We start from the raw sequence: 22,355 nt of genomic DNA, 5'->3' as shown, positions 1-22,355 counted from the left end.
CCCGCAAAACCTTGCGATGTGCTGGAGATAACGACAATGACTTCGGTGTGGCGAACCAGCGGGTGGGTGCTTGTGGGGGCAGCGTTGATACTGGCGCTGTCCTTGGGTGTGCGACACGGCTTTGGCCTGTTCCTGGCGCCGATGAGCGCCGACTTTGGCTGGGGGCGTGGTGTGTTTGCCTTCGCCATCGCTTTGCAGAACCTCATCTGGGGGCTGGCACAACCGTTCGCCGGCGCCTTGGCTGACCGCGTGGGCGCGGCGCGCGTGGTGATCATCGGTGGCATCCTCTACGCCGCCGGGTTGATGTTCATGGGGATGGCTGACTCCGCCTGGTCGCTGTCGTTGAGCGCTGGCCTGTTGATCGGCATCGGCCTTTCCGGCACCTCGTTCTCGGTCATCCTGGGTGTGGTTGGGCGCGCCGTGCCGGCCGACAAACGCAGCATGGCGATGGGCATTGCGAGTGCGGCCGGTTCGTTCGGCCAGTTCGCCATGCTGCCCGGCACCCTTGGCTTGATCGAGTGGCTGGGCTGGTCCGCCGCGTTGCTGGTCCTGGGCCTGATGGTGGCACTCATCGTGCCCCTCGTCGGCCTGTTGCGTGACCGCCCGATGCCCAGCCATGGCGCCGAACAGACCTTGGGCCAGGCCCTGCGTGAAGCCTGCTCGCATACCGGGTTCTGGCTGCTGGCGCTGGGCTTTTTCGTCTGCGGGTTCCAGGTGGTGTTCATCGGCGTGCACCTGCCGGCCTACCTGGTCGACCAACACCTGGCTGCGACCACGGGCACCACGGTGTTGGCACTGGTGGGCCTGTTCAACATCGTCGGCACCTTCACCGCCGGCTGGCTGGGCGGGCGCATGTCCAAGCCGCGCCTGCTCACAGGGCTTTATCTGCTCCGCGCAGTCGTGATCGTGTTGTTCCTCTGGGCGCCTGTGACCCAATTCAGCGCCTACCTGTTCGGCATCGCCATGGGCCTGCTGTGGCTCTCTACCGTCCCGTTGACCAACGGCACAGTGGCGACACTGTTTGGTGTGCGCAACCTGTCGATGCTGGGCGGCATCGTGTTCCTCTTCCACCAGTTGGGCGCCTTCCTGGGCGGCTGGTTGGGCGGGGTGGTCTACGACCGCACGGGCAACTACGACTTGGTCTGGCAGATTTCGATCCTGCTCAGCCTGCTGGCCGCTGCCCTCAACTGGCCGGTGCGTGAACGCCCGGTCGCCCGCCTGCAGGCCCAGGCCGCATGAAGCGCTACCTGGCCCAAGGGTTGCTCGCCGTTGCCGCGATCGTGCTACTGGCGCTGGTGTGGTGGGGGTGGCACCAGGGTGGGTTGGCGTTGATGCAACTGGGCATGGGGGTTTGTTAAGCGCTACCCTGCAAGTTCAAGGATTGTCTTGCGGGAGAACGAACGATGCGTGCACATTGGTTGACGGTGCCTGTGCTGGCCCTGCTTGCCGCCACGTCGAGCTGGGCTGCGGATTGCCCGGTCGTGTTGCAGGGCAGCCTGCCCGAACTGCGTGGCAAAGGGCAGGTTGATCTGTGCCAGCGCTTTGCCGGCAAGCCGCTGGTGGTGGTCAACACCGCCAGCTATTGCGGGTTTGCGCCGCAGTTCGAGGGGCTTGAGGCGACGTACAAGGAGTACCACGAGCAGGGCTTGGAGATGCTCGGTGTGCCTTCTAATGACTTCAAGCAGGAAGACGCCGACAGCGAGAAGATTGCCAAGGTCTGCTACGCCAATTACGGGGTGACCTTCACCATGACCAAGGCCCAGCCGGTGCGTGGCAAGGATGCGATCCCGCTGTTCAGCGAGCTGGCGAGCCAGAGCAATGCACCGAAGTGGAATTTCTACAAATACGTAGTGGATCGCAAGGGCAAGGTGATTGGCAGCTTCTCTAGCCTGACCAAGCCGGACGACCCGGCCTTCAGGGCAGCGATCGAGAAGGCCATCGCATCGCAGCCATAGCCCTTTTTTTGTAGGAGCAGCCTTGTGCTGCGAAGAGGCCGGTGCAGGTATCTGCTATGTCTGTTGCCTGTGCCGGCCTCTTCGCAGCACAAGGCTGCTCCTACAAAGGGTGTGGTGATCAATGAGGGGGGCTTTTAATGGGGGTGAACGGTAATCGCCACCAGCCGTAGCACCACCGGCCTGACCATCAGCACGCAGAGGAACGCCACCGGCATGGCCAGTTGGTAGGCCTTCAATACGTTGCTCAGATACTGCGGGTTCACCCCGGCGTTGGCCGCAGTGATCACGAAGCACATCAATAACGCCATGATCGACGACATGTAGAAGGCGAACACGTACGGTGTGGCACTGGGGCGCAGTTTGCGCCGGCTGCGCGTAGGGGACAGGTTGCTCATGCGAACTCCAGAAAGTTGAGTGGAGGCGCAGGTTAGCAATCGTCGGTGGCAGGGCTGTAGACCATCGTCATTGAGTTCTTTATAAAGAGATTCTTACGAATCCCAAGGGCTCGACATGGACTTGCTCAATGCCATCCGCAGCTTCATCAAGGTGGTAGAGGCCGGCAGCATCGCTGCCGGGGCGCGCAGCCTGGGGCTCAGCCCGGCGGCGGTGAGCCAGAACCTCGCACGCCTTGAAGCGCATCTGCAGGTGCGCTTGCTCACCCGCACCACGCGCAGCATGGCTTTGACCCCCGCCGGCACGCTCTACTACGAGCGGGTCAGGCAGGTGGACCGAGACCTTGCCCTGGCCGAACTGGCCGTCACCACCCCCGACAGTGAGCCCCAGGGCCGCCTGTGCATTGCCTCGACCTCGGCCTTCGGTCGCCATGTGCTGGCGCCCTTGATCCCGGCATTCAGTGCCCGTTACCCCCAGCTTTCGATAGAGTTGGTAACGACTGATCGACGGGTCAACCATGCACGCGAGGACGTCGATGTCAGCCTGCGCATCGCCCCGCAGCTGGAGGAGCACCTGCTGGCGAGGCACATTGCCCGTATTCCATTCATCTGCTGCGCCTCTCCCGGTTACCTGGCAAGCGCCGGCGTGCCTGCCACGCCCGAGGCGTTGCGCGAGCACCGCTGCCTGGTGTTCCGCTACCCGGTCGACGGCCGCTTCCTGCGGTGGGGCTTCATGCGCGACGGGCTGCGTTTTGAAGCGGATTTCGGCACTGTGCTGATCAGTGACGATATCGACGCCCTGACGCAGATGGCCCTGCACGATGGCGGCATCACGCGGCTGGCTGAGTTCATCGTGCGGCCTTACCTGGCGTCCGGCGCGCTGGTGCCTGTGTTCGAATACAGCGACAACGGCCAGGCCTATGCCCAGACCGAGCCGATGGATATCTACCTGTGCCTGGCCGATCGTTTTGCCATGACCGCGAAGGTGCGCGCATTCATGGACTACCTGCATGAATGCCTGGGTGACAACTGGAAAATCCAGGCATGAAAAAACCGCCACGAGGGCGGTTTTCCATACGGCGGGGGCGACTCAGAAGCGGTAGGTGAGGGATGCACCGACGCCGTGAGCGCTGTTTTCGTACTTGGCCTGGTAGCTGCCTTTGGTCGCGCTGACCTGGTTGACCTTGGTGTCCTCTTCCCACAGGTAGGAATACGCCACGTCGATGGTCATGTCTTCGCTTGGGCTCCAACCGGCACCCAGGCTGAACACCTTGCGATCGCCAGTCGGGATGCGCGGTGAACGGTCGTGGTTGTTGGTTGGCGACTGGTCGACTGTGAAGCCGGTACGCAGTACCCACTCCTTGTTGACCTTGTACGACGCGCCAATGGCGTGTGCCCAGGTGTCGTGCCAGTTCTGCTCTTCGGTGATGGTCTGGAACGCCGAACCTGCCAGCGGTGCCGGCACATCGTTCTGCACGGTGATGTCTTCCAGGCGGCTCCAACGGGTCCAGGTGCTGCCTGCGTACAGGGTCCACTGGTCGTCGAGTTCGTGGGTGACCGAAAGATCGACAGACTCAGGCGTCTTGATCTTCAGGGTGGCATCGAACTTGTTGCCGTTGAACGGCCCGATCAGCGGGGTGCTGACGCGGGTCTTGCCTTCGAGCTTGTAGTCGACCATCGAGTGGTAGGTCAGGCCGACGCGGGTGCTGTCGGTGGCCTGGACCAGGATACCGATGTTGTAGCCCACGGCGGTGTCATCGCCCTTGATCTTCACTTCGCCGTCGTTGCGGCCAGGGCTGAACGGGTTGATCAGGCTCGAGCCCAGCTCACCCTTGATGCGGTTGATGGTTGGACCGAAACCGATCGAAACCTTGTCGTTGAAGGCGTAGCTGACGGTTGGCTGGAAGGTCACCACCTCGACGTGGCTCTTTTTGCCCCAGTAGCGAGCAGCATCGTCGCTGCCGTAGTCGGTCACCAGGCCGAAGGGCACGTAGACGCCGAAACCGACGCTCCAGTGATCGTCGATCGGCTTGACGTAATAGCCCATCGGTACACCAACCAGAGGCACCATGTCACCATCGGTTTCCCCCCCGAGGTTGCTGCCAGGGCCCGAGATATCGGACTTGGCGATGACGGCGGCGCCGCCCACGGTGATCTGTTCGCGCTTGAGGCGGGACATGCCGGCTGGGTTGCCAAACACGGTGCTGGCATCTTCGGCAGAAGAAGAACGTCCCGCGAAACCTGTCCCCATGCTGCTGATGCTCTGTTCGTTCAGGGCAAAGCCGCTGGCGAGCAGTTGGCTGGAAGCAAGCGCAACGGCTACGCCGAGGGAGGTTTTGAGCATTACTTTTTTCATTATTAGAAACTCCTTGGGATCTCCGGGGCGAAAAGCTACCAACAAATTGCCCGCCGCGCTATAGCCTCAATCACAGGAGATAGAGCGGTTTTGTAGGACAATCCGACCAAAATTCCATTTTTTCCGGTAAAGCTGTAGGGCGTTTCCTAAGATGCCTGTGGCAATCTCTGATCTATGCAGGTATGCCAGGCGTGGGTGAAGTCGCGCAGGCGACCCTGAGGGTGGAAAACCTGGCGCCAGATTCGCGCCAGGCCCAGCAAGTCGTCAGCAGCAGGCAGGGGCGTGGCTTGCGCCTCGACCAGCATCCAGGCGATGGCGGTGGAATAGCGAAGGTTTACCGTGAGTTCCAGGTGGGGGCCGCCAAGAAAGGCGTGTTGGCTGGCGAGGCCGCGGACCAGGCTGGCGAGGTCAGGGTCGCGGGCGAGATACTCGTCCCAGAGCGCCTGGTGACGGGTTTCGCCGATGCGGTAGAGGCCGTGGCCACGCCGGTCGTGCAAGGCTGAGCCGAGGGCTGACTGGCTGGCGGCGATGCCCAGTAGCAATGCTTCAGCGCTAGGGCAGTGGCGGTCCAGGTAGACCAGGGTGGGTCGGATCACATACAGACACAATTCATTCGCCGCGATACCCATGATGCCCTCGAGCAAGTAAGGGCCGGACGGGCGCTGGAGCTTGGCAGCTGGTGAATGATCAGGCCCGCCGGAAGCGGTTAGCACCGCTCGAGTTGAAGTGTAGTGTGATAATCGTGGTGTAAAGAGCTGTTTTTAAATCGATTGCTGCCTGACGTTCGAGGCTATATGCCATGGGGCAATTACGCCAAGAACGATCAGGCAGGCTACCTGGGCAATGATTCAGCGCCTGAATGCCGCCGTATTCGCCGCTCACGCGGTGAGCGACTGACGGGTCCGGGCGATCACTGCCTGCAGGGGTTCCTTGCGGCTGTACTGTTCAGGGTACAGGCGTTCGGTGTGGCAGGCGACGCCGTGTTCGTCCACCAGGGTAAAGCTGAAGCTGCCCTTGCGAGGGGCAACGATAAGGCACTTCAACGGCGAGAAGGCCTGGGAAAGGGTGCCAATGGCAGCCTGAATGTGTGGATGAGTTTGCATATTATTGGAGGTTCCTGCTTTAAACACGGAGGGTATGATCCGTGCATGATAGAAACGTTCCAGTGACGCCTTTATTAAGGGACGAAACGAACCTGACTGGAACAAAGCAGCCAGAGAGAGCGCAATCAAATGTGGGCGCTTGGGCTGACTGGTAGGTACTTAAGAGGGCAGGCAGCACGCCGGGGCCAAGGTTCTAGGCCGTCGGGGTGGAATCCTGATCAATCTGCAAGGTGATTCTTGCTGGGCAGCGTTTGGCTGGCGAGGGAATCATCGAGTGTGGCCGGTCCTGGTTTCAGCAATGCCTGCTTTTGGGAGAGCAGCGTTGCAAGGACGCTTCTGGCCAGAATTGACTTTCAGCTTGGTACTAACGAGGCGCACCTTACCGCAGATAAAATGCTTTGGCAAGTGTTTGTGCACCTGCCCAGGCTAGCCGAGCAGTATGGCGCTTCTTTCGCGGGCTGGGAAGGGGGGCAAAGGGCTGTCATTACCGAGGATGTGCTGTTTTTGTGCACCCAAATGAAGGCGTGAGGGGCAGTTGTTCACATTTGGCGCGCACGCTGTAACACACCCGCAACAGCCCTCTACAGCGTCGCCAATGCCTTGACTGGTGAGTTAAGTCAATGAAAAAAAACACTAATTTTAGCTGGTGAAAAAATCGTCAGTTTGACTGGAGGCCCCATTTCACGGGGGTTTAAGGGCCACCGAAGGGGGTTGTCCACCGAGTTATCCACAGGAACTGTGGATTGTCCAAAGCGCTTGCTCTAGGACGGGTGTGCCAGCAACCCAAGGAACTGTCGGACAATCTTCGGGCGCCGCTAGACCGGTTGGTCATCCACTCGAAAACGTCAAGAAAAGATCATCGAAATTTTTTTTCAATCCTCCAGAAATCGACAGGCCATGCCAGGAAAAATGGAGTAGAGTGGCGCGCCTTTCGAGTCACCTTGCCTGTTGCTCATGAAGTTTCGCGGTAAACACCTCGCCAACCCTGCTGACGCTTCGTCAGTGCCTCCACCCAAACGCTTCTCCCTGAAAGTGGCCCTGTGGTTGCTCGACAGCCCGCGCCTGGGTGACAAGCCTCAGGTCAAGCACTTGGCAGGCCGCTTGCTGAAACAGCCAGCGCGCCAGGGCGTGGTGGTGGCCCAGAGCCGGCTGGGGCAGATGCTGTGCCGTGATTGCGGCAATGCCCGGGACCGGCGTATCGGCCACGAGCTGCTGCGCCAGGCTGCCCGCGCCGGTGATCGCCGCGCACAGCTGGAATATGCCCGGCTGTGCCAGGCCAGCGAGCCGGACCAGGCCCGCTACTGGCTGGAGCTGGCCGCTGCGCAGGGCTCGCAGGAAGCGCGGCGGCTGCTGGGGCAGTGGTTTTCCGGTTGATGGTGACGCGTGAAAAGGCGCTAGGCCAGTTCCCAGGCTGATAAGCTGCGCAGCATTCATCATGTTCGATCGGGGTAACCATGACAGTGGATCTGGCCAGCATTCTGCTGGGCTTGGTGGCAGGTGCGTTGCCCTGCCTGGTGTGGGTCATGCAGGTGCAGCGTCGCCAGGGTGCCCGACAGGGTGAACAGGCCCTGCTCGAAGAGCGCCTTAACGCTGCCCAGTTGTCCCTGGCCGGGTTGCAGGCGCAACTGGACGCCAGCCGCGACGAAGTCAGCGACCTCAGCGAAGCCAACACCGTCAAGCAAGCCCAGCTGGCAGCCCAGGGCCGTGAGCTGGAGTTGCTGCAGATCGACCGCGACAATGCCCGCGATGCCGCCCACGCCTGGAGCCTCGAACGCGCCAACCGTGAAGCCGAGTTGCGCCGTCTGGAAGCCCAAGGCGCACGCCTGGAGGCCGAGCTGCGCGAGCAGCAGGAAAACCACCAACAACGCCTGGAAGACCTGCAAGAGGCCCGCGACACCCTGCGCGCCCAGTTCTCCGACCTGGCCACGAAAATCTTCGACGAGCGCGAGCAACGCTTTGCCCAGACCAGCCAGCAGCACCTGGGCCAACTGCTCGACCCGCTCAAGGACCGCATCCAGGCCTTTGAGAAGCGCGTCGAGGAAAGCTACCAGCAGGAGTCACGCGAGCGTTTCTCCCTGGGCAAGGAACTGGAGCGCTTGCAGCAGCTCAACCAGCGCCTGTCCGACGAAGCCACCAACCTCACCCAGGCCCTCAAGGGCCAGAAAACCCAAGGCAACTGGGGCGAGATGATCCTGGAGCGGGTACTGGAGCACGCGGGCCTGGAGAAGGGCCGCGAATACCAGACCCAGGTCAGCCTGAAGAGCGCCGATGGCGAGCGTTTCCAGCCCGATGTACTGATCATGTTGCCCGGCGACAAGCAGGTCGTGGTCGACGCCAAGGTCAGCCTCACGGCTTACCAGCAGTTTGTTGGCAGCAATGACGAGGCTGCGCTCAAGCAGCATGTGCAGTCGTTGCGCAGCCACGTCAAAGGCCTGTCGAGCAAGGACTACAACCGCTTAGAAGGCCTGCACAGCCTGGATTTCGTCCTGCTGTTCGTGCCCATCGAGGCCGCTTTTTCGGCGGCCTTGCAGGCCGAGCCCAACCTGTTCCAGGAAGCCTTCGACCGGCACATCGTGATTGTCAGCCCGACCACGCTGCTGGCCACACTGCGGGTGATCGACAGTTTGTGGAAGCAGGAACGCCAAGGCCAGAACGCCCGCGAGATCGCCGAGCGCGCCGGCTGGCTTTACGACAAGTTCGTGCTGTTCATCCAGGACCTGGACGAGCTAGGCAACCGCTTGCAGCAGGTGGATAAGGCCTACGCAGCAGCGCGCAACAAACTGTGCGAAGGGCGCGGCAACCTGGTCAGCCGCAGCGAGCAGCTCAAGCTCTTGGGTGCCCGTGCCAGCAAGAGCCTGCCGGCAGACTTGCTGGAGCGGGCGCTGTCCGATGAAGCCCTGCCGGACGAAGCGGTTACTGAACCAGGCTCAGATGCCGATTGAGCAGGGCGCGCAAGGCTGCCGGCTTGACCGGCTTGGCCAGGTAGTCCAGGCCTGAGGCATGCACCAGGGCGATGGTCTCTTTGCTGCCGTCGGCGCTGATCACCACCCCAGGCACCGGCTCGCCCAGCCGGGCGCGTAGCCAGCCCATCAGCTCGGTGCCGGTTTCGCCGTCGTCCAGGTGGTAGTCCACCAGCGCCAAGTGTGGGCGCATACCGTTGGCCAGCAAAGCCTCGCATTCGGCGCGGTTGCGGGCGGTCCAGACCTGGCAGCCCCAACGGCTGAGCAGGCTGTTCATGCCGATCAGGATGCTGTCTTCATTGTCGATGCACAGCACCTGCAGCCCGGCCAGCGGTTGGCCCGTCTGCTCCACCGGCGCGCTGGGCGCGGGCGCCGCCTGGCGGGCGATCGGGACGCTGACGCGGAACACCGTGCCCTTGCCGGGCCATGAGCGCACTTCCAGGCTATGGCCCAGTACCCGGCACAGCCCGTCAGCAATGGCCAGGCCCAGGCCCAGGCCTTTTTCGGCACGGGTCTGGTGGCTGTCCAGGCGTTTGAACTCCTGGAAAATCTCTTGCAGCTTGTTGTCGGCGATCCCCGGGCCGCGGTCCCACACTTCCAGCCACAGGCGTTCGCCCTGCCGGCGGGCACCCAGCAGAATCGGGCTTTTGCCATAGCGCAGGGCGTTGGTCAGGAAGTTCTGCAGCACGCGGCGCAGCAACTTCATGTCGCTGTCGACCCGCAGGCGGCTGCCGCGCAGGCGGAACTCCAGCCCTTTCTCGGCGGCCAGTACCTTGAACTCGGCGCCCAGGGTGTCGAACAGCTCGTTGAGGGCGAATGGCTTGGCGTCCGGGGTGATCTTGTTGTTCTCCAGGCGCGAGATGTCCAGCAGGTCGCTGATCAGCTCTTCGGCCGAGCGCAGCGAGCTGTCCATGTGCTGCACCAGTTGCTGGGCCTCCTCGTTCATGCCCTCGGCCTGTTGTGACAGGGCGGCGGAGAACAGCCGCGCGGCGTTCAGTGGTTGCATCAGGTCGTGGCTGACCGCGGCCAGGAAGCGGGTTTTGGACTTGCTCACCGCCTCGGCCTGGCTCTTGGCTTCGGACAATGCCTGGTTGAGCTGCGACAGCTCATGGGTACGCTCCGCCACCCGCTGCTCCAGGCCCTCGTTGGCATCGCGCAGCGCCTGTTCGGCTTCGCGGAACGGGGTGATGTCGGTGAAGCTCATGACAAAGCCGCCACCGGGCATCGGGTTGCCGATCAGCTCGATGACCCGGCCGTTGGGGAACAGCCGCTCGGAGGAATGCGCGCGGCCTTGGCGCATCCAGTGCAGGCGCCGCGCCACGTGAACCTGCGCCTCGCCCGGGCCGCACAGGCCGCGCTCGGCGTTGTAGCGGATGATGTCGGCAATCGGCCGGCCAACGCTGATCAGCCCGTCGGGGTAGTTGAACAGCTCCAGGTAGCGGCGGTTCCAGGCCACCAGGTGCAGGTTCTGGTCGACCACGCTGATGCCCTGGTTGATGTTCTCGATAGCCCCTTGCAGCAGCGCGCGGTTGAACTGCAGCACTTCGCTGGCTTCGTCGGCGATGCGCACCACGTCTTCAAGCTGCATGTCGCGGCCTTCGATGGCGGCCTTGACCACGGCTCGGGTCGACGAGGTGCCGAGCACCCCGGCGAGCAAGCGCTCGGTGTGCTCGATCCAGTCACCGTCGGCGTTCTGGTTGGGGTTGAAGCCTTTGCCCTGGCGGTAGGCGAAGCGGATGAAGCTCTGCCGCGCACGTTCTTCGCCGACGAAGCGCGAGGCCAGGGTCAGCAGGTCATCGATCTGCACCGCCAGCAGCGGTTTGCTGCTAGGGCGGGCGCTGGTCTGCTGGCCGATGAAGCGGCCAGCCTGCCAGTGCTCTGACACCCGCGTGCGCGACAGCACCGACACCCAGGCAAACAAGGTGAAGTTACCCGCCAGCGACAGCACCACGCCTTGGGTCAGTGGGCTGATCGGCAGGTTCAGCGGGTTGCCATGCAGCCACGCCAGGCCCGGGAACAGCTCAAGCGACCAACCCACGCTATGGGCGGCAATCGGCAGCACCAGGGTGTAGAACCACAGGAAGATGCCGGCGGCGAGGCCGGCGAACACGCCGCGCCGGTTGGCTTGCTTCCAGTACAACGCGCCGAGCATGGCCGGGGTGAGCTGGGTCACGGCGGCGAAGGCGATCTGGCCGATGGTCGCCAGGCTCGCGGTCGAACCGAGCAGGCGATAGCTGACATAGGCCAGCAGCAGGATCACCACGATGGTCACCCGGCGTACCGAGAGCATCCAGTGGCGGAACGCTTCGAACGGGCGCTCGGCATTGTTGCGGCGCAGCAGCCAGGGCAGCAGCATGTCGTTGGAGACCATGGTCGACAGCGCCACGGCTTCGACGATGACCATGCCAGTGGCCGCCGAGGCGCCACCGATGAAGGCCAGCAGGGCCAGGCTCGGGTGGGCTTCGGCCAGGGGCAGGCTGATGACGAACGAGTCGGACATCACCGTGCCCGGCAGCAGCATCTGCCCGGCCAGGGCGATTGGCACCACGAACAGCGCAGCCAGCACCAGGTACATCGGGAACACCCAGCGGGCCAGGCGCATGTCCTGCGGTTCGATGTTCTCCACCACGGTGACATGGAACTGCCGTGGCAGGCAGATGATTGCCATCATGGCCACCGCGGTTTGCACCACCATCGACGGCCAGTTGATGGTCTCCTGCCAGTAGCGTTCCAGCTGGATCGATTGGCGCGCCTGGCTGAACAAGTCGTCAAAGCCGTCGTACAGGTTGAACACCACGAAGATGCCCACGGCCAGGAACGCCAACAGCTTGATCAACGACTCGAAGGCAATCGCCAGGACCATGCCGCGGTGGTGCTCGGTCACGTCCAGGCTACGCGTGCCGAAGACGATGGCGAACAGTGCCAGCACCAGCGATACCACCAGCGCGGTGTCCTGCACGCGGGTGCCGGTGGCGTCGGCGTTGGCGCCGATCAGTAGGTTGACGCCCAGCACGATGCCTTTGAGCTGCAAGGCGATGTAGGGCAGCACGCCGACCAGGCAGATCAGCGCCACTACCACGGCCAGGGTCTGCGATTTGCCGTAGCGCGCGGCGATGAAGTCGGCGATCGAGGTGATGTTCTGCTGCTTGCTGATCAGCACCATCTTCTGCAGCACCCAAGGTGCGAAAATCAGCAGCAGTACCGGGCCCAGGTAAATCGGCAGGAACGCCCAGAGCTGTTCGGCAGCCTGGCCGACGGCACCGAAGAAGGTCCAGCTGGTGCAGTACACGGCCAGCGACAGGCTGTACACCCAGGCACGCAGCTTCGGCGGCAACGGTGTGCTGCGTCGGTCGCCGTAAAAGGCGATGGCGAACATGATGGCCATATAGGCCAGGGCGACCACGGCGATCAGCCCACTGGACAACGACATGAAAACTCCGGAGCAAAAAAGGTAACGCGGTCCCGATCAATCAGTCTGGCACGCAGGCGCAGGTTCGTCAGCGCCGACGATGGTCGCAGTGGCGAGTCGTCGCAGGGATCGGCCTACACCTGTACCGGCCTCTTCGCGGGTAAACCCGCTCCCACAGGAACACCACCGGCTTGAGCGCTGCGCAGTACCTGTGGGAGCGGGTTTACCCGCGAAGAGGCCGGTACCGGCAACATCAATACCTGCGGGTACCCCGCCAGTAAAACACCCCCGCCAGTATCACCGACAACACCAGCAGGTAGAAGATCGCCCCCGGCCACCAGTGCCCGAGGGCAAACCCGACCATCACCGGCCCCAGCGCCGCGCCCAGGTTGGACAGGTTCTGTGCACCGTAATACACCCCGCGCAGGTGCTCTGGGGCGATCAGGTCAATGAACATGTACTCGGCGGGTATCACGATGATTTCCCCCAGGGTGAACACCAGCATCGCCAGGCACCACATCGGCACCGTGCTTGCCCATGAAAACCCCAGCAGCCCGGCGATGAACAAGCCCATCCCGGCCAGTAGCCAAGGCATCAGGCGCTGGCGGCTGATACGCCGGCCGATCAGGTATTGCAGGGCAATCACCGTGATGGCGTTGGTGGTCACCAGGTAGCCGACCAGCCGCGCCGCCTCGCTTGGGGTGGTGGTTACCACCAGGTACTGCGACAAATAGGCAGTGAACTGGCCGAACACTACCGCGCTGAGCACCCCGCCCAAGGTGAAGCACACCAGCCGCCGGTCACGCGCCAAGCCCAGCGCCACTTGCGCGAACCCTGCAGCCGATTGCGCCGGGGCATCGCCCTGCAGGCTGCGGTCCCCCAGGCGCTGGTAGGCCAGGCCCATCCCCAGGCCAAGCAAGGCGGAGGCGATGAAGGGCAGGTGGTCATCCAGCTCCAGCATCGCGACGCCCAGCAAGGGGCCTGCGGCATAGCCGACGTTGCTCAAGGTGTACTTGATGGCGAACACCTCGGCCCGTTCGTCCACTGGCAGCAGCGCACAAAAGCCGGCCTTGGCCGCGATGTCGACCACCGCCAGGGCGAGGTTGATCAGTACCAGGCACAGGAAGAACAGCGCGGCCGAGCGGCTGGCGATGGCGCCGATGAAGGCCAGCGCAAACACCAAGGTGCTGGCGATCACCACGGTATGGTTGCGCACGGTGTCCACCAGGTGGCCGCCGTACAGGCTGAGCAGCGAGGCGATGATCAGCGCGCCGCCGATCAGCAGGCCGATCTGGCTGACCGGCAGTTGGAAGTTATCGGCCAGGTACACCACCAGGTATGGCAGCGTCAGGGCGCGCGCCAGGGTCAGGGTGAAGGTGGTGGTGAGCAGCAGGCGTACGGCGGGTGGGTAGCGCTTGAGGGCGGCGAGCATTGCCACGTCCTTGTCACTGGGCAAGAGGCCAAGGATAGGTGGGCAGTGAGGGTTTGTCTCGCGCGTTTCCAGTCGGCAGGTCGTTCAGCGGCGCGAAGAGCCGCTGCAGTGAGGATCAGGGTGGGGTGCCATCGAGTTCGAAGGCGGCCTTCTGTAAATCTTGCGAGTCCAGCCCGATCATCACATCGAATGTACCTGGCTCTGTCACCCGCTGCAGGTGCTGGTTGTAGAAGGCGAGCATCGAGGTATCGATGTCGAAGACAAGCTGGCGTGACTCCCCGGGCTCCAACAGCACCTTCTGGAAGCCCTTGAGCTCTTTGAGCGGACGGCTCACGGAGGCGACGCGATCGCGAAGGTACAGTTGCACGGTCGTTTCGCCCGTGCGTTGCCCTTCGTTCTTGAGTGTCACGCTTACCTGTATAAAGCGCCCAGGTCGCAGGCGATGGGTGGACAGGGTCAGCGGTGAGAGGCTGAAGTGGGTATAGCTCAGGCCGTATCCAAAAGGATAGAGCGGTGTGTTATCGGTATCGAAGTAATGTGATCGATAGGTAGAAGGCTGCTGCGGGTCGAAGGGGCGCCCGGTATTCAACTGTGCGTAGTACAGCGGGATCTGGCCGACGCTGCGCGGGAAGGTGACAGGCAGCTTCCCGGAAGGGTTGTAGTCACCGAACAGCACATCGGCAATGGCATTGCCGCCTTCCGTACCGCTGAACCACGTCTCCAGCACGGCGTCTGCCCATTGGCTCTCCTCGACGATCGTCAGCGGTCGGCCATTCATCAATACCAGCACCAAAGGTTTGCCCGTACGTTTCAGCGCTCGCAGCAATTCACGTTGTTGAGTGGGCAGGTTCAGGTCGGTTTTGCTGGCGCCCTCATGGGACATGCCCCGCGCTTCGCCCAACGCCACCACGATGACGTCGGCCTGCTGGGCGATGGCTACCGCTTCGGCAAGCAAGGCCAGGGGTGGACGCGGGTCGAAGTTCGCCGTTTTGTCGGCGAGCAGTAGAAAGTCATCGCGCTTATCGCTGATGTTGGCTCCCACTGCGTACAGCAGCTTGGCATCGTCACCGACCGCCGCCTTGAGCCCTTGGTAAAGGCTGATAGCCTGGCCAGGTTGGCCGCTGGCGTGCCAACTGCCAAGGATATCGACCGGGTTGTCGGCCAGGGGCCCTATCACCGCGACGGTACCCCGTTTGACGAGCGGCAACAGCCCATTCTGATTTTTCAACAGGACCAGAGAGCGTCGGGCCACCTCCCTGGCTTGAGCGCGATGAAGCGGCTTTGGGTCGTGTGAAGGCTGCGTGCCGTGCTGGGCGTGGCCCAACCTGCGATAGGGGTCGTGGAATAGCCCCAGGTCATATTTGGTGGCCAGGACTTGGTGTACGGCCTCGTCGAGCAGGCTGACAGGAACTGCGCCCTGTTCGATAAGCTGCGCCAGCGCTTGCTCGAAATAACGATCATTCATGCTCATCTGAGTGCCCGCGACCAAAGCGGCCTGGGCGGCATCTTCGGCACCGGCGGCAGTCCCGTGCGCGACCAGATCTTGCACGGCGCTGTGATCACTGATCACCAGCCCCCGATAGCGCCATTGCTGGCGCAGGATGTCTCGCAGCAGCCATCGATTGGCTGTGGCGGGCACACCATTGAGTGTGGTCAACGCCGTCATTACTGCGCCCGCACCCGCCTCCAGGGCTGCCTGATAAGGGGGCAGGTAATCCTGAAACAGCTGATGTGTGCTGACGTTGGTTGTATTGTAGTCGCGTCCACCTTCGACTGCGCCGTAGGCAGCGAAATGCTTTACGCAGGCCATGATGCTGTCAGCCGCGCCAAGCGTCGGGCCTTGCAACTGCTGTGTCACCCGCTCGGCGATACGCGAGACCAGGTACGGATCTTCACCGAAACCTTCAGACATCCTGCCCCAGCGAGGGTCGCGGCTTAAATCGACCATGGGTGCAAATGTCATGTCCAGGCCATCGGCGCTGGCTTCAATGGCCGCGATCCGAGCGGCGCTGCCGATCGCTTGCAAGTCCCAGCTCGACGCTTGGCCCAGGCCGATCGGAAATACCGTGCGGTGGCCGTGTACCACATCGCCTGCGAAGAACACCGGTATGCCCAGGCGGCCACGCTGCACGGCCGCATCTTGATAAGCACGCAGCTGCTCGCGGGTAACCCCCGGCTCGGTAAACAGTGCGCCTACCGCGCCCTTGGCCACGGTATCGAGCGCATCCTGGGAGGGTGGGGTGCCTGGGGCATACTTCATGCGCAGCTGGCCGACCTTTTCGGGCAGGCTCATCTGCTCCAGCAGGGCCGCAAGGAACTGTTCCTTCCCCATGAGGGGCGAGCCGCCCGTAGCAGAGACATTGGCTGCATGAAGCAGCAAGGTCAGCCCCAAGGTAAGCAGCGACGTGCTGCGCCGGGCGGGTTGCTTGAATGCACCGCACTCCATCCTTGGCGTTCTCTTAGCTCAGACGGCCTCAGGGTGGCAGGCGCGTGGTTGAGCGGCTACTGACAGAACTGTCAGTTGACAGTGGTAATGTGGCTTCCAATGCTTTGCACGCATCCCAGGTTCTGTACGATAACTGTCCGCAGTCGCCCATACTGCGCTGGAATGGAGCTCGTCTGGCCTTGACGCCAACGCCTTTCATTCGGGCTCTAGATAGAACAACAGCCGTCGGTGGCCCAATTCAGGAACAAGGACGATGAGTCACACCTCGCAATTCACCTTGCTCGGCAAGCGGCGCTTCCTGCCGTTCTTCATCACCCAGTCGCTGGGTGCGTTCAACGACAACCTGTTCAAGCAATCGCTGATCCTGGCGATCCTGTTCAAGCTCAGCCTGGGGGACGGTGACCGTTCGATCTGGGTCAACCTCTGCGCATTGCTGTTCATCCTGCCGTTCTTCCTGTTTTCGGCGCTGGGTGGGCAGTTTGGCGAGAAGTTCGCCAAGGATGCGCTGATCCGTGCGATCAAGCTGGCCGAGATCGGCATCATGGCTATCGGTGCCTTGGGCTTTATCACCAATCACCTTGCGTTGATGCTGGTGGCGTTGTTCGGCATGGGTACCCATTCGGCGCTGTTCGGGCCGGTGAAGTATTCGATTTTGCCCCAGGCCCTGCGTGAAGAAGAGCTGGTGGGTGGTAACGGCCTGGTCGAAATGGGCACCTTTTTGGCGATCCTCGCCGGCACCATCGGCGCCGGGGTGATGATGTCGTCGGCCAGCTATGCCACGGTGGTGGCCGGGGGCGTGGTGGGCACTGCGGTGCTGGGCTATTTGGCCAGCCGCTGGATCCCGCGCGCCGCGGCGGTGTCGCCGCAGATGCGCCTGGACTGGAACATCTTCACGCAGTCCTGGGCGATCCTGCGCATGGGCCTGGGGCAGACGCCCGCGGTGTCGCGCTCGATCGTGGGCAACTCGTGGTTCTGGTTCGTCGGCGCCATCTACCTGACCCAGATCCCGGCGTACGCCAAGGACTGGCTGCATGGCGACGGCACTGTAGTGACCCTGGTGCTGACCCTGTTCTCGGTGGGCATCGCCCTCGGCTCGCTGCTGTGCGAGCGGCTGAGCGGGCGCAAGGTGGAAATCGGCCTGGTGCCGTTCGGCTCGTTCGGCCTGACCCTGTTCGGCCTGCTCTGGTGGTGGCATTCCGGCGATGTGCCGGCGGCGGCGCTGCCGCACGACTGGCTGGCGCTGCTGGGCATGAGCCAGGCCTGGTGGATCCTGGTGTCGATCGTCGGGCTCGGGGTGTTCGGCGGCTTTTATATCGTGCCGTTGTATGCCTTGATCCAGGCGCGCACGGCCGAAGATCAGCGGGCCCGGGTGATCGCCGCCAACAACATCCTCAATGCGTTGTTCATGGTGGTTTCGGCAATCCTCACCATCGTCCTGCTGGGGCTGGCCGAACTGACCATCCCGCAGTTGTTCCTGGTGGTGTCGTTGCTCAACATCGCGGTCAACGCCTACATCTTCAGGATCGTGCCCGAGTTCACCATGCGCTTCCTGATCTGGCTGCTCAGCCACTCGATGTACCGCGTGGAGCACCGCGACTTGGAGCGCATCCCTGATGAAGGGGCGGCACTGCTGGTGTGCAATCACGTTTCGTTCGTTGACGCGCTGCTGCTCGGCGGTGCGATCCGCCGGCCGATCCGCTTTGTCATGTACTACAAGATCTACAACCTGCCGGTGCTCAACTTCGTGTTCCGCACCGCAGGTGCCATCCCGATTGCCGGGCGCGGTGAGGACGAGGCCATTTACGAACGTGCCTTCGCGCGTATCGCCGAGTACCTGGCGGCGGGTGAGTTGGTGTGTATCTTCCCAGAGGGCAAGTTGACCGGTGATGGCGAGATCGATGTGTTCAAAGGCGGGGTCAACCGCATTCTCAGCGAAACCCCGGTGCCGGTGATTCCCTTGGCGTTGCAGGGGCTGTGGGGCAGCTTCTTCAGCCGAGACCCGGGCAAGGGGTTTTTCAAGCGCTTGTGGTCGCGGGTGACCATCGTGGCTGGTACCGCCATCCCGGTGGAGGCGGCGCAGCCGGATGCGTTGCGTGAGCAGGTCAGCCGCTTGCGCGGCGACCTGCGTTAGCGCGGGCGGGTCAGCTGGCGCTGACTTTCAGGCCGATCAGGCCACAGACGATCAGCGCCACACTGACCAGCCGCACCAAGGCCATGGATTCGCCAAACAGGATGATCCCGGCGATTACCGTGCCCACAGCGCCGACGCCGGTCCAGATGGCATAGGCGGTGCCCAGCGGCAACTCCTTCATGGCCAGGCCCAGCAGGCCGAGGCTGATGACCATGGCGCCGACGGTGAGTACGGTGGGGATTGGCTTGCTGAAACCGTCGGTGTATTTCAGGCCGACGGCCCAGCCGACCTCGAACAGGCCGGCGAAGAAAAGAATGATCCAGGACATGCTGTGTCTCCATCGTTGTGAAGGATGGGGCCGTCCCCGGAATGGTCACGCGGTGCGTCGTGAGGTCGTCCTCACAGTGGGCAATAGGGTGCACATTTTCTGAATGCCGGGCAAGCCTGTGCCGGCCTCTTCAGGTCCCACAAGTACTCCACAGCTCTCAGGGAATGTGGGGTACCTGTGGGAGCGGGCTTGCCCGCGAAGAGGCCAGGCCAGGCAGCATCAATCCCGGGCTGGCTCGCCATTCTCAACGGCTGACGAAGGCGCTTCCAGGCGCCGGAACCAGGTCGACAGCAACGCCCCGGAAATATTGTGCCAAACGCTGAACAACGCACTCGGCACCGCGGCCAATGGCGAGAAGTGCGCCGCCGCCAGTGCCGCCCCCAGCCCGGAGTTCTGCATGCCCACCTCCAGCGCCAGCGATTTGCGTTGGGCCAGCGGCAACTTGCACAGCTTGCCGGTCAGGTACCCCAGCAAATAGCCAAAGCTGTTGTGCAGCATCACCACCGCCATGATCAGCAGCCCCGACTCGGCGATCTTGGCCTGGCTGGCCGCCACCACCGCGCAGACGATCATGACGATGCTCACCACCGACACCAGCGGCAAGACCTGCACGGCGGCCTGCACCCGAGCGCCCAACAGGCGCTGGGCCAGCACGCCGAGCACGATCGGCAGCATGACCAGCTGCAGGATCGACCAGAACATGTCCATGAACGAGACCGGCAGCCAGGCCGAGGCCAGGAACCAGATCAGCGCTGGGGTCAGCAGCGGGGCGAGCAAGGTCGTGACCGCGGCGATCGCCACCGCCAGCGCCAGGTCGCCCTTGGACAGCCAGACCATCACGTTCGAGGCGGTGCCGCTTGGGCAGCAGCCGACCAGAATCACCCCGACGGCGATCTCGGCGGGCAAGTGGAACAGCTGGCAGAGCAGCCAGGCCATACCCGGCATGATCACGAAATGCGCCACCACCCCCAGCATCACGCGCCAGGGTTGGCGGGCGAGGGCAGCGAAGTCGTCGAGCTTGAGGGTCAGGCCCATGCCGAACATCACCAGCCCCAGCAGCGGCACGATGGCCACTTTCAAGGCGATGAACCACTGCGGTTGCAGGAAGGCCAGCACGGCGAACACCAACACCCAGAGGGCGAAGGTGTTGCCGACGAAGCGGCTGAGGGCGGCGAGGGCGCGCATGGGAAAGTCCTTGTACTTATATAAAGAGGTGAGTTTCCAGGGCCCTTACGCGGGCAAGCCCGCTGCCACTGGGTGAGCAAGCACCTGTGGCAGCGGGCTCGCCCGCGAAAGGGCCGGTACTGGTCAATGATTAACGATCAGGCCAGCACCGGCAAAGCATGAAGGTTAGACCCCTTGCGGAATCTCCTCCCCACCCAAGGCCTCGAACAGCACCGGGAGGAATTCGGTAAAGGTCATCATCATCAGCAGGAAGCTGGCATCGAACTGCTGCTGGGCCTCATCACCGCCATCCTGTTCGGCCTGCTCTTGCAGCAGCTCCTCGAACTTCAGGCGCTTGATGACCATCTTGTCGTCGAGCACGAACGACAGTTTGTCCTGCCAGGCCAGGGCCAGCTGGGTGACCACCTTGCCGGTGCTCAGGTGCAGCTGGATTTCTTCGCTGGTCAGGTCCTGGCGCTTGCAGCGCACGATGCCACCGTCTTCGGCGGTGTCGCGCAGCTCGCACTCGTCCAGTACATAGAAGCCTTCGGCCGCTTGCTGCGACTTGACCCAGTCGGTCATGGTGGCCGCTGGCGCGATCTTCACGGTAGCGGGGCGTACCGGCAGCGAGCCCATGACTTCACGCAGGGTCGACAGCAGGTCTTCGGCACGCTTGGCGCTGGCCGAGTTGACCAGGATCACGCCCAGGCGCGGGGCGATGGCGGCGAAGATCATCGAGCGACGAATGAAGGCGCGCGGCAGGAAGGCCTGGATGATCTCGTCCTTGATCTGGTCGCGTTCCTTTTTATAGACCTTGCGCATCTGCTCGGTCTCGATCTCTTCGACCTTCTCCTTGACGGCGTCATTCACCACGCTGCTTGGGAGGATACGTTCTTCCTTGCGCGCGGCGATCAGCAGGAACTCACCGCTGACGTGCACCAGGGGAGCGTCTTCGCCCTTGCCGAATGGCGCGACGAAGCCATAGGTGGTCAGCTCCTGGCTGGCGCAGGGACGGGCCGGCTTGCTGGCCAGGGCGGTTTCCAGTGCTTCGGCTTCGAATGGAACATCCTGGGTCAGGCGGTAGGTCAGCAGGTTCTTGAACCACATGAGGGGCAATCTCTCCTTAATGCATAAGGCGGGCATTATTCTCCGAGCGGTGGTTCCCGTCCAACCCTGTCAGAGGGCCAGCACCCTTATATAAAGGAAGAAAAGCCCAGCGTTGCTAGGTCTTTGAAAGGCTTCGAAAAAATTTTTAAAAAAGTCGAAAAAAGTGCTTGCCAGGGTGGGGGCTCATCCGTAGAATGCGCGCCACACCGAGACGAAAGGGTGATTAGCTCAGCCGGGAGAGCATCTGCCTTACAAGCAGAGGGTCGGCGGTTCGATCCCGTCATCACCCACCACTCGATGTATAGCGCAGCGGTAGTTCAGTCGGTTAGAATACCGGCCTGTCACGCCGGGGGTCGCGGGTTCGAGTCCCGTCCGCTGCGCCATATTCAACTTCCAGGGCCCACTGAACACCCGGAAGTTACAGGAAAAGCGACCTTAGGGTCGCTTTTTTTGTTTGTGCTGAATTTTGCTGCGCCAAGCCTATCGTATTCAGTTAGCAGGGGCCTGTGGGAGCGGGTTTACCCGCGAACAAGGCGACGCGGTGTATGGCACCGGCTTCGCCGGTGTTCGCGGGTGAACCCGCTCCCACAGGGTCTGTGCCGCGCTGCGGTATCAACGCTTGCGTTCTTCCTCCCGCAACGTCAGCACCTCAACCCCCGCCTCAGTCACCGCCACGGTATGTTCCCACTGCGCAGAAAGCGTATGGTCGCGGGTGATCACCGTCCACCCGTCCTTCAACGTCCGTGTCCCACGCCCGCCCTGGTTGATCATCGGTTCGATGGTAAACACCATGCCAGGCTTGAGCGCCATGCCCATGCCGCGCTGCCCGTAATGCAGCACCTCCGGCTTTTCATGCATCTGCTGGCCAATGCCATGCCCACAATATTCGCGCACCACACTGTAGCCCGCTGCTTCGGCATGGGCCTGGATAGCATGGCCAATGTCACCCAGCGTCGCCCCCGGGCGCACTTGCTCGATGCCTTTCCATAGCGCGTCATAGGTGGTGTCGACCAACCGCCGGGCCTCATCGCTGATCACGCCAAGGCAATACATCTTCGACGAATCGGCGATATAGCCGCCTTGTTCGAGGGTGATGTCGACATTGATGATCGACCCTTCCTTCAGCACTTCATCAGCCTTCGGCATGCCGTGGCAGACCACATGGTCCACTGACGTATTGAGCGCGTAGGGGAACCCATACTGGCCCTTGCTCGCCGGGCGTGCCTTCAGGCTGTCGACGATGAACGCCTCGGCAAGGTCGTTGATCTGCATCGTGGTTACGCCAGGGCGTATGAAACGGTCGAGCTCTGCAAATACCTGGGCCAGTAGCTGGCCGGCGTTGCGCATCACGTCGAGTTGGGCGGGGGTTTTGAGGATCACCTGGGACATGGGGGGAGGGCAGTAACTCTGGCTGAAATGTGCCCCAGCATAGCGCTGCGAGCCTGCGAGATGCCACCGCATGGTGCGCCAAACCTTCCCTGATAGCGCAGGCCCGGTAGGAGCGGGCTTGCCCGCGATGAGCCCAGTACAGCTGGCCCGGTAATTGCTGGCTTGCCTCTACCCAGGGCAATC

General features: G+C 62.7%; 18 protein-coding genes and 2 tRNA genes. 9 read left to right on the top strand and 11 right to left on the bottom strand.

Annotated features, from left to right (window positions below):
• The first annotated feature begins 36 nt into the window (after window positions 1-36).
• From AB7M33_RS02520 to AB7M33_RS02510, 3 genes are read left to right on the top strand one after another with little or no spacing between them, the layout of a single operon-like run.
• Window positions 37-1,239 carry an MFS transporter gene (locus tag AB7M33_RS02520; protein ID WP_420832935.1) on the top strand — a complete coding sequence of 401 codons (1,203 nt, stop codon included), beginning with the start codon at window positions 37-39 and terminating at the stop codon, window positions 1,237-1,239.
• Window positions 1,236-1,358, top strand: coding sequence for a hypothetical protein (locus AB7M33_RS02515; RefSeq protein WP_258703717.1), 123 nt, complete (start codon window positions 1,236-1,238; stop codon window positions 1,356-1,358). Before AB7M33_RS02520 ends, AB7M33_RS02515 begins: the two co-directional genes overlap by 4 nt.
• Window positions 1,359-1,403: 45 nt before the next feature.
• Window positions 1,404-1,955, top strand: a complete 552-nt coding sequence (locus AB7M33_RS02510) for a glutathione peroxidase (RefSeq protein ID WP_454242377.1) — start codon at window positions 1,404-1,406, stop codon at window positions 1,953-1,955.
• Window positions 1,956-2,089: 134 nt separating this feature from the next.
• On the opposite strand, the gene AB7M33_RS02505 is transcribed toward AB7M33_RS02510, so the two are convergent.
• Window positions 2,090-2,350, bottom strand: a complete 261-nt coding sequence (locus AB7M33_RS02505; RefSeq protein WP_027595877.1) for a DUF2798 domain-containing protein — start codon at window positions 2,348-2,350, stop codon at window positions 2,090-2,092.
• Between the two features lie 115 nt (window positions 2,351-2,465).
• On the opposite strand from AB7M33_RS02505, the gene AB7M33_RS02500 reads away from it, so the two are divergent.
• Entirely contained in the window at window positions 2,466-3,395 is a 930-nt protein-coding gene (locus tag AB7M33_RS02500; protein ID WP_454242376.1) for a LysR family transcriptional regulator, read from the top strand.
• 42 nt (window positions 3,396-3,437) lie between these two features.
• Here AB7M33_RS02500 and AB7M33_RS02495 read toward each other — a convergent pair whose 3' ends face one another.
• From AB7M33_RS02495 to AB7M33_RS02485, 3 genes are all read right to left on the bottom strand, one after another.
• Window positions 3,438-4,703, bottom strand: coding sequence for an OmpP1/FadL family transporter (locus tag AB7M33_RS02495; protein ID WP_265969882.1), 1,266 nt, complete (start codon window positions 4,701-4,703; stop codon window positions 3,438-3,440).
• Between the two features lie 146 nt (window positions 4,704-4,849).
• On the bottom strand, window positions 4,850-5,332 hold the full coding sequence (locus AB7M33_RS02490) for a hypothetical protein (protein WP_027595880.1): 483 nt from the start codon (window positions 5,330-5,332) through the stop codon (window positions 4,850-4,852).
• 249 nt (window positions 5,333-5,581) lie between these two features.
• Window positions 5,582-5,806, bottom strand: a complete 225-nt coding sequence (locus AB7M33_RS02485; protein ID WP_027595881.1) for a hypothetical protein — start codon at window positions 5,804-5,806, stop codon at window positions 5,582-5,584.
• A gap of 954 nt (window positions 5,807-6,760) precedes the next feature.
• On the opposite strand from AB7M33_RS02485, the gene AB7M33_RS02480 reads away from it, so the two are divergent.
• Window positions 6,761-7,180 (top strand): tetratricopeptide repeat protein, encoded by a 420-nt coding sequence (locus AB7M33_RS02480; RefSeq protein ID WP_252826983.1) that lies wholly within the window; start codon window positions 6,761-6,763, stop codon window positions 7,178-7,180.
• Between the two features lie 194 nt (window positions 7,181-7,374).
• Window positions 7,375-8,748 carry a DNA recombination protein RmuC gene (rmuC, locus tag AB7M33_RS02475; protein WP_172960404.1) on the top strand — a complete coding sequence of 458 codons (1,374 nt, stop codon included), beginning with the start codon at window positions 7,375-7,377 and terminating at the stop codon, window positions 8,746-8,748.
• Here rmuC and AB7M33_RS02470 read toward each other — a convergent pair.
• The 3 genes from AB7M33_RS02470 to bglX form a co-directional block, all read right to left on the bottom strand.
• Window positions 8,720-12,196: a hybrid sensor histidine kinase/response regulator gene (locus AB7M33_RS02470; RefSeq protein ID WP_099428524.1), complete on the bottom strand. Its 3,477-nt coding sequence runs from the start codon at window positions 12,194-12,196 to the stop codon at window positions 8,720-8,722. The genes rmuC and AB7M33_RS02470 overlap by 29 nt on opposite strands.
• A 232-nt stretch (window positions 12,197-12,428) precedes the next feature.
• The gene (locus tag AB7M33_RS02465) at window positions 12,429-13,607 is read right to left on the bottom strand and encodes an MFS transporter (protein ID WP_454242375.1); all 1,179 of its coding nucleotides are present in this window, start codon (window positions 13,605-13,607) and stop codon (window positions 12,429-12,431) included.
• A 115-nt stretch (window positions 13,608-13,722) separates the two neighbouring features.
• Window positions 13,723-16,053: a beta-glucosidase BglX gene (gene bglX / locus AB7M33_RS02460; protein ID WP_454242374.1), complete on the bottom strand. Its 2,331-nt coding sequence runs from the start codon at window positions 16,051-16,053 to the stop codon at window positions 13,723-13,725.
• Between the two features lie 253 nt (window positions 16,054-16,306).
• Between bglX and AB7M33_RS02455 the strand changes: the two genes are divergently transcribed.
• Window positions 16,307-18,184, top strand: coding sequence for a 1-acyl-sn-glycerol-3-phosphate acyltransferase (locus tag AB7M33_RS02455; RefSeq protein ID WP_454242373.1), 1,878 nt, complete (start codon window positions 16,307-16,309; stop codon window positions 18,182-18,184).
• A 10-nt stretch (window positions 18,185-18,194) separates the two neighbouring features.
• Here the strand turns inward: AB7M33_RS02455 and sugE are convergent, their stop codons facing one another.
• From sugE to rdgC, 3 genes are all read right to left on the bottom strand, one after another.
• Window positions 18,195-18,512: a quaternary ammonium compound efflux SMR transporter SugE gene (gene sugE, locus AB7M33_RS02450; RefSeq protein ID WP_019470182.1), complete on the bottom strand. Its 318-nt coding sequence runs from the start codon at window positions 18,510-18,512 to the stop codon at window positions 18,195-18,197.
• Between the two features lie 219 nt (window positions 18,513-18,731).
• Window positions 18,732-19,697 (bottom strand): bile acid:sodium symporter family protein, encoded by a 966-nt coding sequence (locus AB7M33_RS02445; protein WP_027595888.1) that lies wholly within the window; start codon window positions 19,695-19,697, stop codon window positions 18,732-18,734.
• 165 nt (window positions 19,698-19,862) lie between these two features.
• Window positions 19,863-20,783 carry a recombination-associated protein RdgC gene (rdgC, locus tag AB7M33_RS02440; RefSeq protein ID WP_085272776.1) on the bottom strand — a complete coding sequence of 307 codons (921 nt, stop codon included), beginning with the start codon at window positions 20,781-20,783 and terminating at the stop codon, window positions 19,863-19,865.
• Window positions 20,784-21,000: 217 nt separating this feature from the next.
• Between rdgC and AB7M33_RS02435 the strand changes: the two genes are divergently transcribed.
• Together AB7M33_RS02435 and AB7M33_RS02430 are read left to right on the top strand one after the other, a co-directional pair.
• Window positions 21,001-21,076: transfer RNA gene (locus AB7M33_RS02435), tRNA-Val, on the top strand.
• A gap of 13 nt (window positions 21,077-21,089) precedes the next feature.
• Window positions 21,090-21,166: transfer RNA gene (locus AB7M33_RS02430), tRNA-Asp, on the top strand.
• Between the two features lie 229 nt (window positions 21,167-21,395).
• Here the strand turns inward: AB7M33_RS02430 and map are convergent.
• Complete coding sequence (map, locus tag AB7M33_RS02425; protein WP_155951454.1) at window positions 21,396-22,172, bottom strand: type I methionyl aminopeptidase; 777 nt, start codon at window positions 22,170-22,172, stop codon at window positions 21,396-21,398.
• Window positions 22,173-22,355: the final 183 nt, after the last annotated feature.

Source organism: Pseudomonas sp. Y3 TE3536 (genome assembly GCF_053629175.1).
The sequence above is the reverse complement of the archived record's forward strand: the minus strand, read 5'-3'. Positions and strand labels throughout refer to the sequence as shown.